This window comes from Corynebacterium sp. HMSC05H05, assembly GCF_001807265.1.
Classification (GTDB): Bacteria; Actinomycetota; Actinomycetes; order Mycobacteriales; family Mycobacteriaceae; genus Corynebacterium.
Genome location: NZ_KV788386.1, coordinates 83333 through 95039, shown reverse-complemented (window position 1 = coordinate 95039; position 11707 = coordinate 83333). Strand labels below are relative to the sequence as shown.

The following is an 11707-nucleotide window of genomic DNA, read 5'->3' as shown; positions in this document are numbered from 1 at the left end:
GGGGACATGACTGCTAACTACGTTTCCGACCGTTTCCCCGGCCCCGACCCGTACGCCCCGCTTACGGACGTGCCGTCTTTCGACATCGCCTCCGAGGACATCGTCGACGGCGAGCGCCTCGCCGATACGCTGGCCGGCGATAACGCCGCCAGCCCGCAGCTGTCCTGGTCCGGTGCCCCGGAGGGCACCAAGACGTACGCTGTGACCTGCTTCGACCCGGACGCGCCGACCGCCTCCGGTTTCTGGCACTGGTCCGCGTTCAACATCCCGGCTGACGTCACCGAGCTGCCCGCCGGTGCGGGTGCGAAGGACGACCTCGGTGTCGGCGCGGTGGTGCTTACCGGAGACAGCGGCGTGCAGGGCTACTACGGCGCGAACCCGCCGGCCGGCCACGGCCCGCACCGCTACCTGTTCGCCGTCCACGCGGTGGACACGGAGCTGCCCGCGGACCAGATTGCCAACCCCACCCAGCTGGGGTTCAACCTCAACTTCCACTCGCTGGGCCGGGCAATCATCTGGGGCTGGTACGAAAACCAGTAAGATTTTCTGAATGGTTCCAGTGCAACTCCGCGTCGGCGGCGCGTTCATGGGCATCGCACTCGTGCTCGTGCTCTACGCCGTGCTGGCGCTGCTTCGAGGCGACGCCGCGTTTCCCGTCACCCCGCAGGTGCTCTCCGTCATCGCTGCGGTGGCAATCGTCGGCGCCTTCGCCACCTACAACACCAAGCAGGAAGGCTCGCGCACCCAGGTGGGGGCGCTGCTCGCGGCTGTGGTGCTCATCGGGCTCGGATTCATCGCCCCCGACACTGCGCTGATGTCCACCACACCGTTCTGGCTGATCGGCTGGGCGCTCGCCGCCGGACTCTGCGCGGTGGTGCTGCGCCGCAGCGCAGCCGGACACGCCTAGAGCGCTTTCCACTCCAGACCGCTGCCCACAGCCTGCTCAATCGAGTCCAGGCCGTGGGCTTTGATCTGCGCGGCGATCCCGCGGTGGATGCCGCGGATCCAGCCCAGCCCGCCGTAGATGAACGGGGTGTAGCCCTGCAACAGGCTTGCGCCCGCGGCGATGCGCTCCCACGCCTGCTCGGGCGTGGAGATGCCGCCGACGCTGACCAGCACCAGCTTGTCGCCCACGCGCTCGTTGAGGCGTTTGAGCACCTCAAGCGAGCGTTTCTCCAACGGGGCTCCGCTGATCCCGCCCGCGCCCATCTTCTCCACCTTGGCAGCGGGAGTCTTCAGCCCGTCGCGGGAAATGGTCGTGTTCGTGGCCACGATGCCGGCCAGGTCCAGCTCCACGGCGAGGTCGGCCACGGCGTCGATGTCCTCGTCGGAAAGGTCCGGCGCGATCTTCACCAGCACCGGGGTGGTGGTGGACTTCTTCACCACTTCGAGGATCGGGCGCAGCTCTTCCACCGCCTGCAGGTCTCGCAGACCCGGCGTGTTGGGGGAGGAGACGTTGACCACCAGGTAGTCCGCCAGCTGCCCCAGAAGTGTCGCGGTGGCGCGGTAGTCCGCCACGGCGTCCTCGGAGGTCTTGTTCTTGCCGATATTGATTCCCACCACGTCGCGTGAGCGCCGTGCTCGCAGGTTGTCGGCGACGGTCAACGCGCCCTTGTTGTTGAAGCCCATCCGGTTCAAAATCGCCTTGTCCTCCGGCAGGCGGAATAGGCGCGGAGTGGGGTTGCCCGGCTGGGACTTCGGGGTCACGGTGCCCATTTCGGCGTAGCCGAAACCGACTGCGCCCCAGGCGTCGATCGCCTCTGCGTTCTTGTCAAAGCCGGCCGCCAACCCCAGCGGGGCGGGGAAGTCCACGCCGAAAACGGTCTGGCGCAGCACCGGGTCGTGCACGCGCACAGCCTTTTCCATGACGCGGTTGACCGGGGTTGCTAGGTGCAGCGTCTGCAGGGCGCCGCTGATGATGCCGTGGATGCGCTCCGGTGGGAGCAGGAACATGAGCTTGAGTGCGCGGTCGTAGAGCGTCATGGGTCTATCTCCTAGTTGCTCTCGGTCTGGTCGGCGGGGGAGACGATCTGGATGCCGTCGCCGGATGCGGAGGCGGCGACCACGGTGCCGTCGTCAAGCGTAATGATGCTCTGGGCATCGGCAACGGTGGCGAAGTGCTTTCGCTTCACCGGAATGCCCTGGGAGATGTCGTAGCCGGTGGCGGTGTTGCTGGCCAGCGAGCTGACCCAGGCGAGGCGCTGTGCGGTATCCCACGCGGCGTCCCAGGGCGCGTCCGGCACGGGCGCGGACTGCTGGAGGCGGATGATGTCGTCGGTGGTGTAGACATGGATTTGGTTGCCGGTGGAATCAGCGGCCAGCACCAGCCCGTGTTCGCCGCCGCGCACCTTGCCCACGCCCAGGCCGACGCGCAGGGTGCCGCCCTGGCGTGAGCCGTTCCAGTCGATGTCCTGGATGGTGGTGTCGAAGCGGTTGGTGCGCACCACCGAGTCGCGCTGTCCGTCCACCTGCACAGCCTGCAACTGGTCGGTTTCGCGTGCGACGTCGATGGTGTCTTTCAGCTCGCCGTCTTCGAAGACCCAGACCTCGCGCTCAGTGTCGCTGCCGGCAAGCACCTCGCCTGTCGACGCCACCGTGGCCACCGTGACCGGCTTATCCGTCGAGATAGTCTCCTCCCGGTCGCCGAAGAGCTTGATCTCGCCTGCGCAGGCCACCGCGAAAGTGCCGGCGTTGGCGGAGGCTTCGCCGCAAGAGGAATCGAGCTCGTGTCGCGCGGCTTTATCCTGCTGGATCTCGTCGAGCGTGCCGATCGTCAGAGCGTCGCCGGAGCGCACGCCGATGCGTCCGTTGGTCTCGTCTAAGTCGTGCACTGACTCGAAGTCCACCACCACGCCCGCCGGGTCCGACGACTGCGGGGACTGCGCAGGCTCAGCGCTGCCCATGTTCGCAGCGGCCTCACCGCCGGCTTCCTCGATCTTGGCGGAAGGAGACGCGCCGCAGGCGCTCAAGGCCAGGGCAGCTGCAACGGCGCCGGAGGCCACAGCGATGCGGAAGCGGGAATTGGGGGTAAACAGACGAGCATTCACAAGGTCAAAGCCTAGCAACGCGCCCGTCGCGCACCGCGATGGCTAAGCGGGCGGGGTAGTGTCTTTCGCCATGACTGATCCCGCCACCACAATGTCCTGGGTCCAGGTGATCGTCCTGTCCGTCGTCCAGGGCCTCACTGAGTTTCTGCCAGTGTCCTCCTCAGGCCACCTGCGCATCGTTTCCCAACTGTTTTGGGGCGAAGATGCGGGCGCCAGTTTCACCGCTGTGATCCAGCTGGGCACCGAGCTGGCCGTGCTGGTGTTCTTTGCCAAAGATATCTGGCGCATTCTCACCGCGTGGTTCGCCGGCCTCGCGGACAAGTCCAAGCGGAACTTCGACTACCGCATGGGCTGGATGGTCATCGCCGGCACCATCCCAGTCGGTCTCGCAGGCGTGCTGCTCAAGGACTTAATCCGCGAGAACTTCCGCAACCTCTGGATCACCGCCACCGTGCTGATCCTGTTTTCCCTGGTGTTCATCTTGGCCGAGCGCCGCGGCAAGAAGACCCGCGGGTTCGAGGAACTGACCATGAAGGACGCGGTTGTCATGGGCCTGTGGCAGTGCCTGGCGCTCATCCCGGGTGTGTCTCGCTCCGGCGGCACCATCTCCGGCGGCCTGTTCCTCAACCTCGACCGCGAGGTCGCCACCCGTTTCTCCTTCCTGCTGGCCATCCCGGCCGTGCTGGCCTCTGGGCTATTCTCCCTGCCTGACGCCTTCAACCCCCAGGCGGGCCAGGCGGCGAGCGGTCTGCAGCTGTTGGTCGGCTCCGGCATCGGCTTCGTCGTGGGCTACATCTCGATTGCGTGGCTGCTGAAGTTCGTGTCCAACCACTCCTTCGCCTGGTTCGCCGCCTACCGCATTCCGCTGGGCCTAGTCGTCATGGCGCTGCTCGGCACTGGCGTGATGGCCGCGTAGTTGTAGGGTTGTCCGCATGCATGCATGGCCTGACCCGTCCGTACCCGCAGTTGCTGGCACCCCGGTGCCGCTGAAGCTTTTTGATACCGCCGATCAGCGCGTCAAAGAAGTAGACACCACCCCGGATGCGAACGGGGAGGTGGGGATGTACGTCTGCGGTATCACGCCGTACGATTCCACCCACCTCGGCCACGCCGCGACGTATCTCACCTTCGACCTGGCGCAGCGCCAGCTCATCGCCAACGGCCACACAGTCCACTACGTGCAGAACATCACCGATGTGGACGACCCGCTGTTCGAGCGCGCCGAGCGCGATGGCGTGGACTGGCGCGAACTGGGGCAAAGCCAGATCGACCTGTTCCGCAGCGACATGGAGATCCTGTCCGTGATCCCGCCGCGCGACTACATCGGTGCGATGGAGTCCGTGGACGAGGTGATCGCGATGGTGCAGCAGCTGCTCGACGCCGGCGCGGCCTACGAGCTCGACCAGGGCGACATTTACGCCTCCATCGACGCCACCGCGCAGTTCGGGTACGAGTCCAACCTTGACCGCGCCACCATGGAGGAGTACTTCGCGGAGCGCGGCGGCGACCCAGACCGCAAGGGCAAGCGGGACCCCCTAGACGCTTTGGTGTGGCGCGGCCACCGCGAGGGCGAGCCGGCCTGGGACTCGCCGTTCGGCCCGGGCCGCCCGGGCTGGCACGTGGAGTGCTCCGCGATTGCCACTAACCGCCTGGGCGGGCACTTCGCCATCCAGGGCGGCGGTTCCGACCTGGCGTTTCCGCACCACGAGTTCTCCGCGGCGCACGCCGAGGCCGCGCTGAAGGTCGAGCGCATGGCCGGCCACTACGTCCACGCCGGCATGATCGCGCTCGACGGGGTGAAGATGTCCAAGTCCCTGGGCAACCTCGTGTTCGTGCACAAACTCTCGGAAGCGGGCCACGATCCGTCGGCGATCCGCCTGGCGGTCTTTTCAGGCCACTACCGCGAGGACCGGGACTTCTCCGACGCGATCCTCGCCGAGGCCGAGGAGCGCCTCGCGCGTTGGCGCGAGCAGCTCTCCGGCGATGTCAGCGAAGCGGAGGCGACGGATGTCGTCGATAAGCTTCGCGCGATTCTTGCGGACGATCTGAACACCCCGGAGGCACTTTCGCTTCTCGACGGCGCGGCCGGCGACTGCAACCAGATCATCGCCACCGCCCTCGACGGGCTGCTCGGGGTGCGCATTTAGCGCGCCTCACGCACAATGGGGCGCATGAGCGCAGCTGCGGACAACTCGATTCGGGCCCAGTTTCAGCCCGAAGTAGACGAATTCATCGACGACCTGACCACCTTCGCCACCGGTTCCTACCTCCAGGACGAGGACAAGGACCTGTGGGAAGAGCCTTTCGACCCGGCGGTGCTGCCGGATTTGAAAAAGCTTCTGGAGATGTTCCTGGACGCACTTGACCTCATCGGCGACGACCCTGAGGGCGACGCGCTGGTGAAAGTTGTGGCTCCGTTCTACGAGAACCTCGAGGAGTTCAACGAGAAGCACGCCAACGCGGTGCTCGAGCCGGAGGAAAAGGCCGACATCGAGACGCTGGTGTTTCGGGCGGCGGCCGCCACCGGTGCCACGGACGAGGCTCTCAACGAGCTTCCGGAACTTGAGTAGGCCACAGGCCGTCCTCTGGGACATGGACGGCACACTCATCGACACGGAACCGCTGTGGGGCAAGGCCACCTACGAGCTCGGCGAGCTGCTGGGCCGCCCGCTCACGCCGGAGGTGCGCGCCAAGACCATCGGCGGCAGCTTCCCCAACACTTTGAACGTGGTGGCCGAATGGGCGGGCTATGAACTTCAGGACGGCGACCTGGAGCGCTACCGCACCTGGATGTTTGACCGTATGGCGGAGTTGTTCGCGCAGGGCATCGAGCTCAACCCCGGCATCGGCGGCGTGCTCGAGTCGCTCGCGCGGCGGGGCACGCCCATGTTCATCTGCACCAACACGGAGCGGGTGGTGGCGGAGCCGTGCATCGACGCAATCGGCCGCGAGTTTTTCGCCGGCACCATCACCGGCGACGAGGTGGAACACTCCAAGCCGGCGCCGGACATGTACCTGGAGGCCGCCCGGCGCGCGGGCGCGGCACCGGGGGAGTGCCTCGTGGTGGAGGACTCCTGGCACGGCATGTCCGCCGGGGCCGCCGCCGGGTGCGCGGTATTGGGCCTTGCGGATGAGGTTCCCGCGGGTGTGATGAGGTTCGACCCGGACAACTTCGTCGGCGCGGGCGCCGATGACGTGGACGGTTGGTTTTCTGCAGCTCGACAGGCATAAAACGGGGGTACGCAGCGCCCGTCGAGAAGCGTGTTGCTACGTATAGTGGCGCGCATGAGCACTCGTACTGAAGAAGACCTTCTCGGCACCGCCGAGGTTCCCGCCGACGTCTACTACGGCATCCACGCCCAGCGCGCCGTGGACAACTTTCAGATCTCCGCAAGCACCATCAACGACGTGCCGGAGTTCATCCGCGGCATGGTGCAGGTGAAGAAAGCCACCGCGATGGCGAACCGCCGCCTGCACGCCCTGCCCAAGGACAAGTCCGAGGCCATCATCGCGGCCTGCGACAAGATCCTGAACGAGGGTGTGTGCATGGACCAGTTCCCGATCGACGTGTTCCAGGGCGGCGCGGGCACATCGCTCAACATGAATACCAACGAAGTGGTGGCCAACCTCGCGCTCGAGCTGATCGGCCGCGAAAAGGGCGACTACTCGGTGATCAACCCGAACGACGACGTGAACATGTCGCAGTCCACTAACGACGCGTACCCGACCGGTTTCCGCCTCGGCGTGTACTACGCCGTGCAGGGACTGCTGGAGGAGCTCGACGAGCTGCAGAAGGCGCTGCGCGCGAAGGGCGACGAGTTCGCCGACATCATCAAGATGGGCCGCACCCAGCTTCAGGATGCCGTCCCGATGACCCTGGGCCAGGAGTTCACCGCCTTCGGCGCCAACCTCGCCGAGGAACAGCGCACCATCAGCAGCGCGGCCGACTCGCTGCTGGAGGTCAACCTGGGTGCCACCGCCATCGGCACCGGCATCAACACCCCGAGCGGCTACCGCGACCAGGTGGTATCCGCCCTGCGCGAGGTCACCGGTCTGGACATCCAGGCGTCCCCGGACCTGATCGAGGCGACTTCCGACACCGGCGGCTACGTGATGATGCACAGCGCCATCAAGCGCGCTGCGATGAAGCTGTCCAAGATCTGCAACGACCTGCGCTTGCTGTCCTCCGGCCCGCGCGCCGGCCTCAACGAGATCAACCTGCCGGAGCGCCAGGCGGGCTCCTCGATCATGCCGGCGAAGGTTAACCCGGTGATCCCCGAGGTGGTCAACCAGGTGTGCTTCAAGGTCTTCGGCAACGACGTGACCATTTCCATGGCCTCCGAGGCGGGCCAGCTCCAGCTCAACGTGATGGAGCCGGTGATCGGGCAGTCCCTGTTCGAGTCCATCCGCCTTTTGGCCAACGCGGCGAAGACCTTGCGCGAGAAGTGCGTCACCGGGATTACCGCAAACAAGGAGGTGTGCGAAGCCTACGTGACCAACTCCATCGGCATCATCACCTACCTCAACCCGGTGATCGGCCACCACAACGGCGACCTGATCGGCCGCGAGGCCGCGGAGACCGGCAAGAGCGTCTACGACCTCGTGCTGGAGAAGGGCCTCATCGAGGAAGAGGACCTGCAGAAGCTGCTGAGCAAGGAAAACCTCATGCACCCGGAGTACCGGGGCAAGCTCTACGTCGACGACGAGCCGAGCCTGGAGGCGTAGGCAACATCACAGCGGCTGCATTTCCGTTTCGGGCTCCTTCGGACAGATAATGGGATGACCTAATAACTGTCTGAAGGAGCCCGCCGTGTTACTCGCCGTCCACATCATCATCCTCCTCGGGGCGATCGTGGTGGGCGCGCGGATGGGCTCCATCGCCATCGGCTTTGCGGGTGGGCTCGGCGTGCTGCTGCTCGGCGCGACCGGGATGCCGGTCAGCGCTGAAGCTATTCCGTTCGATGTCATCGGCATCATCATGTGCGTCATCGCGGCGATTTCCGCGATGCAGCTCGCCGGCGGCATGGACTACCTGGTAGACCTGGCCGAGCGCTTCTTGCGCCGCAACCCGAAGCGCATCACGGTCTACGCCCCGATTGTGACCTGGCTGATGACGGTGCTCGCCGGCACCGGTCACACCGCCTTTTCCACCATGCCCGTGATTGTGGAGGTGGCGAAGGAGGGCAAGGTCCGGCCCTCGCGTCCTCTGTCGGCGGCCGTGATTGCGTCCCAAATGGCTATTGTCGCCTCGCCGATTTCTGCCGCGGTGGTGTTCATGGCCTCGGCGCTGGAACCGCTCGGCGTGGGATACCTCCAGCTGCTAGCGGTGATGATCCCGGCGACGTTCTTCGCGATCTTCCCAATGGCGTGGATCGCCAACAAGTCCGGCGCGGAGCTGGAGGATGACCCGGTCTACCGCCAGCGGGTGGCCGAAGGGCTCGTCGCAAAGCCAGCTGCCCGCGAGAACTACCTCCCACCCCAAGGGGCGAAAGCCTCGGTGGGAATCTTCCTCGCAGCGATTGTGATCGTGATGGTCTACGCCACGCTGATCTCGGAACAGGTGGGGCTGATTGCGGACCCGACCATCCCGCGCAACGAGGCGATCATGGCCATCATGCTTGGTGCAGCGGCAGCCATCGTGCTTCTCACCCGCACGACCGCGGCGGAGATCCTGAACACCCAGGTGTTCCGCTCCGGCATGTCCGCCTGTGTGTGCGTGCTCGGTGTGGCCTGGCTGGGCACGACGTTTATCAACTACTACATCGAGGACATCCAGAACATTGCCGGCGATGTGCTCACCGCGAAGCCGTGGCTGCTCGCGGTGGTGCTGTTCGTCGCGGCGTCGCTGTTGTACTCCCAGGCGGCAACGGCGAAGGCGCTCATCCCTGCGGCGCTGGCGATCGGCGTGAGCCCGCTGACCGCGCTCGCCGCCTTCCCGGCTGTCTCCGCACTGTTCGTGCTGCCGACGTACCCGACGCTGCTCGCAGCGGTGGAGATGGACGACACCGGCTCCACCCGCATCGGCAAGTACGTGTTTAACCACCCGTTCCTCGTTCCAGGTGTGGCGTGCATCTTTGTCAGCGTAATTCTGGGTTATGCCATCGGTGCCGTTGTAGTGTGAGGTGCATGACTGCACAACCGTTGACTGACGTCGAAATTGCCCAGGCCCACGAGCTCGCCCCCATCACGGAGATCGCCGCAAAGGCAGGTGTGTCCGACGATGCGCTGATCCCGTACGGCAAGCACATGGCCAAGGTGGACATCACCCAGAACCCGGGCACCACGCCGGGCAAGCTCGTGTTGGTCACCGGTGTCTCGCCGACTCCTGCGGGCGAGGGCAAATCGACCACGCTGATCGGCCTGACCGACGCGCTGGCGAAGCTGGGCAAGAACGCCATGGTTGCACTGCGCGAGCCGTCGCTCGGCCCGGTGATGGGCATCAAGGGCGGCGCTGCCGGCGGCGGCTACTCCCAGGTGGTGCCGATGGAGCAGATCAACCTTCACTTCACCGGCGATTTCCACGCGATCACTAGCGCCAGCAACACGTTGGCCGCACTCATTGACAACCACATTCACCAGGGCAACGCGCTCGGCATCGACCCGCGGCGGGTGACCTGGCAGCGCTGCGTGGATGTCAACGACCGCGCGCTGCGCAACGTGGTCACGGGCCTGGGTGGCCCGGCCCACGGCGTGCCCGCGGAGACCGGATTCACCATCACCGCCGCCTCCGAGATCATGGCGATTCTGGGCCTGGCCACGGACCTGGAGGACTTAAAGCAGCGCCTGGCCAACATCACCATCGGCCTGACCTACGACAAGAAGCCGGTCACCGCCGGCGACCTCGGCGCCCAGGGCGCGATGGCCGCGCTGCTGAAAGACGCGGTCAACCCGAACCTGGTGCAGACCCTCGGCGGCACCCCGGCGTTCATTCACGGCGGGCCGTTCGCCAACATCGCCCACGGCTGCAACACCCTGATTGCCACCCGCACCGCCCAGCAGTACGCGGACATCGTGCTCACGGAAGCCGGCTTCGGCTCCGACCTGGGCGCGGAGAAGTTCTTCGACATCAAGGCCCGTTACGGCGAGCTGGACGTCGCCGGCGCCGTCATTGTGGCCACCGTGCGCTCCATCAAGCACAACGCGGGTGTAGCCAAGGCGGAGCTTTCTGACGAAAACATTGCCGCGCTGGAGGAGGGCATCGTCAACCTCGAGCGCCACGTGGAAAACGTGCGCAAATTCGGCGTGACCCCGGTGGTCGCGCTCAACCGCTTCGCCACCGACTCCGAGGCCGAGCTTGAGTTCTTGAAGAACTGGGCACAGGCCAAGGGCATCGCGCTGGCGGAAGCGGACGTCTGGGCCAAGGGCGGCGACGGCGCGCTCGAGCTCGCCGAGACGCTGCTGGACAACCTCACCGAGGGCACCTCGCACCCGCTGTACGACCCGGCCGAAGGTGTGGAGGCGTCCATCGAGACCATCGCCAAGGAGATCTACCGCGCCGCCGACGTGCAGTACTCCGCCGCCGCACTGAAAGACCTGCAGACGCTCAAAGACAACGGCTTTGACAACCTGCCGGTGTGCATCTCCAAGACGCAGTACTCCTTCTCGGACGACCCGACCCAGCTCGGCGCGCCGGAGGGCCACACGCTGCACGTGCGCAACATCGTCCCGCGCACCGGCGCCGGTTTCGTGCTCGTGCTCACCGGCGACGTGATGACGATGCCGGGCCTACCCAAGCAGCCGGCCGCCAACAACATCGACGTCGACGCGGACGGCGTGGTCTCCGGCCTGTTCTAGGCCTCGGGCCCGGCCTCGGGGGCGCCGCCGTCGTTAGACTCCTCCGCCCGCGACCCCGGCCAGCCGGGGTAGGCCGGGGGAGTGCCGCCGAAAACCGGGCACAGGTGCTGGAAGGCGCACCACCCGCACAGCTTGGACTGCTGCGGGCGGAAATTGCCTGACTTACCGTCGGCCTCGATCTTCCACCACAGCTCCGCCAGGTCGCGCTCGAAGTACTCCAGCTCCTCGCGCGAGGGGGCGAGGATCATCGAGTCCATCACCTTCAGGTACATCAGCTTCAGCTGGGTGGGCACGACGCCGAACATGCGCCAGTACACCAGCGCGTAGAAGCGCATCTGGAACTGCGCGTCCTGCGAGTACCGCGGCAGCGGCTTCTTGCCGGTTTTGTAGTCGACCACGCGCACCTCCCCGGTGGGTGCGATATCTACGCGGTCGATGAATCCGCGCACCGGCACCCCGTTCGGCAGCGTGAAGTCCACCGGCATCTCTTGTGCGTGCGCGTCGAAGCCCAGCGGGTTTTCCATGGTGAAGTAGCCGCGCAGCAACGTGCGGGCGTCCACAAGCAACTGGTATTCGTCCTCGACCGGCTCGGCGCAAGAGGGATCATCTTCGCGCATCTTCTCCCAGTTCGGCTTCAGCCTTTTTACCGCCGCCGGGTACGTGCGCTGCTCGCGCGGCCAGGCGAACATCTCTTCCAGCACGGCGTGCACGAGCGTGCCTTTGACCTGCGCTTCCGTGGACGGCTCCGGGATTTTGTCGATGGCGCGCAGCCTATATTGCAACGGGCAGCGCTTGTAGTCGGAGGCGCGCGACGGCGAGATGGCGAGTGGGCGTGGGGGAGTGCTGGCATCAGACATGGTGCCCAA

The 11707-nt window shown here is 65.9% G+C and carries 12 protein-coding genes; 9 read left to right on the top strand and 3 right to left on the bottom strand.

Annotated elements, in window-relative coordinates; all coding sequences use genetic code 11:
* Window positions 1-6 precede the first annotated feature (6 nt).
* Window positions 7-540, top strand: coding sequence for a YbhB/YbcL family Raf kinase inhibitor-like protein (locus HMPREF3151_RS04555; RefSeq protein ID WP_070473905.1), 534 nt, complete (start codon window positions 7-9; stop codon window positions 538-540).
* A 10-nt stretch (window positions 541-550) separates the two neighbouring features.
* Window positions 551-907: a hypothetical protein gene (locus tag HMPREF3151_RS04550; protein WP_070473903.1), complete on the top strand. Its 357-nt coding sequence runs from the start codon at window positions 551-553 to the stop codon at window positions 905-907.
* On the opposite strand, the gene HMPREF3151_RS04545 is transcribed toward HMPREF3151_RS04550, so the two are convergent.
* Entirely contained in the window at window positions 904-1983 is a 1080-nt protein-coding gene (locus HMPREF3151_RS04545) for a quinone-dependent dihydroorotate dehydrogenase (protein WP_070473901.1), read from the bottom strand. The genes HMPREF3151_RS04550 and HMPREF3151_RS04545 overlap by 4 nt on opposite strands.
* 11 nt (window positions 1984-1994) lie before the next feature.
* On the bottom strand, window positions 1995-3047 hold the full coding sequence (locus HMPREF3151_RS04540; RefSeq protein ID WP_070473899.1) for a YncE family protein: 1053 nt from the start codon (window positions 3045-3047) through the stop codon (window positions 1995-1997).
* Window positions 3048-3117: 70 nt separating this feature from the next.
* On the opposite strand from HMPREF3151_RS04540, the gene HMPREF3151_RS04535 reads away from it, so the two are divergent.
* From HMPREF3151_RS04535 to HMPREF3151_RS04505, 7 genes are all read left to right on the top strand, one after another.
* Window positions 3118-3963: an undecaprenyl-diphosphate phosphatase gene (locus HMPREF3151_RS04535; RefSeq protein WP_070474054.1), complete on the top strand. Its 846-nt coding sequence runs from the start codon at window positions 3118-3120 to the stop codon at window positions 3961-3963.
* A gap of 16 nt (window positions 3964-3979) precedes the next feature.
* A complete protein-coding gene (gene mshC, locus HMPREF3151_RS04530; protein ID WP_070473897.1) occupies window positions 3980-5194 on the top strand; it encodes a cysteine--1-D-myo-inosityl 2-amino-2-deoxy-alpha-D-glucopyranoside ligase in 1215 nt (404 codons plus the stop codon).
* 24 nt (window positions 5195-5218) lie between these two features.
* Window positions 5219-5617: a hypothetical protein gene (locus HMPREF3151_RS04525; protein ID WP_070473896.1), complete on the top strand. Its 399-nt coding sequence runs from the start codon at window positions 5219-5221 to the stop codon at window positions 5615-5617.
* Window positions 5610-6278, top strand: a complete 669-nt coding sequence (locus tag HMPREF3151_RS04520; RefSeq protein WP_256365524.1) for an HAD family hydrolase — start codon at window positions 5610-5612, stop codon at window positions 6276-6278. Before HMPREF3151_RS04525 ends, HMPREF3151_RS04520 begins: the two co-directional genes overlap by 8 nt.
* Window positions 6279-6332: 54 nt before the next feature.
* Window positions 6333-7772: an aspartate ammonia-lyase gene (aspA, locus tag HMPREF3151_RS04515; protein WP_070473892.1), complete on the top strand. Its 1440-nt coding sequence runs from the start codon at window positions 6333-6335 to the stop codon at window positions 7770-7772.
* Window positions 7773-7857: 85 nt separating this feature from the next.
* A complete protein-coding gene (locus HMPREF3151_RS04510; RefSeq protein ID WP_070473890.1) occupies window positions 7858-9168 on the top strand; it encodes an anaerobic C4-dicarboxylate transporter in 1311 nt (436 codons plus the stop codon).
* Between the two features lie 5 nt (window positions 9169-9173).
* Window positions 9174-10841, top strand: coding sequence for a formate--tetrahydrofolate ligase (locus HMPREF3151_RS04505; protein ID WP_070473888.1), 1668 nt, complete (start codon window positions 9174-9176; stop codon window positions 10839-10841).
* Here the strand turns inward: HMPREF3151_RS04505 and HMPREF3151_RS04500 are convergent.
* The gene (locus tag HMPREF3151_RS04500; protein WP_070474052.1) at window positions 10838-11698 is read right to left on the bottom strand and encodes a RecB family exonuclease; all 861 of its coding nucleotides are present in this window, start codon (window positions 11696-11698) and stop codon (window positions 10838-10840) included. The genes HMPREF3151_RS04505 and HMPREF3151_RS04500 overlap by 4 nt on opposite strands.
* Window positions 11699-11707: the final 9 nt, after the last annotated feature.

Excerpts from the sequence above, each read along its gene's own strand:
- HMPREF3151_RS04555 (WP_070473905.1), top strand. The coding sequence starts at position 7 with ATGACTGCTAACTACGTTTCCGACCGTTTCCCCGGCCCCGACCCGTAC.
- HMPREF3151_RS04550 (WP_070473903.1), top strand. The coding sequence starts at position 551 with ATGGTTCCAGTGCAACTCCGCGTCGGCGGCGCGTTCATGGGCATCGCA.
- HMPREF3151_RS04545 (WP_070473901.1), bottom strand. The coding sequence starts at position 1,983 with ATGACGCTCTACGACCGCGCACTCAAGCTCATGTTCCTGCTCCCACCG.
- HMPREF3151_RS04535 (WP_070474054.1), top strand. The coding sequence starts at position 3,118 with ATGACTGATCCCGCCACCACAATGTCCTGGGTCCAGGTGATCGTCCTG.
- mshC (WP_070473897.1), top strand. The coding sequence starts at position 3,980 with ATGCATGCATGGCCTGACCCGTCCGTACCCGCAGTTGCTGGCACCCCG.
- HMPREF3151_RS04525 (WP_070473896.1), top strand. The coding sequence starts at position 5,219 with ATGAGCGCAGCTGCGGACAACTCGATTCGGGCCCAGTTTCAGCCCGAA.
- aspA (WP_070473892.1), top strand. The coding sequence starts at position 6,333 with ATGAGCACTCGTACTGAAGAAGACCTTCTCGGCACCGCCGAGGTTCCC.
- HMPREF3151_RS04505 (WP_070473888.1), top strand. The coding sequence starts at position 9,174 with ATGACTGCACAACCGTTGACTGACGTCGAAATTGCCCAGGCCCACGAG.
- HMPREF3151_RS04500 (WP_070474052.1), bottom strand. The coding sequence starts at position 11,698 with ATGTCTGATGCCAGCACTCCCCCACGCCCACTCGCCATCTCGCCGTCG.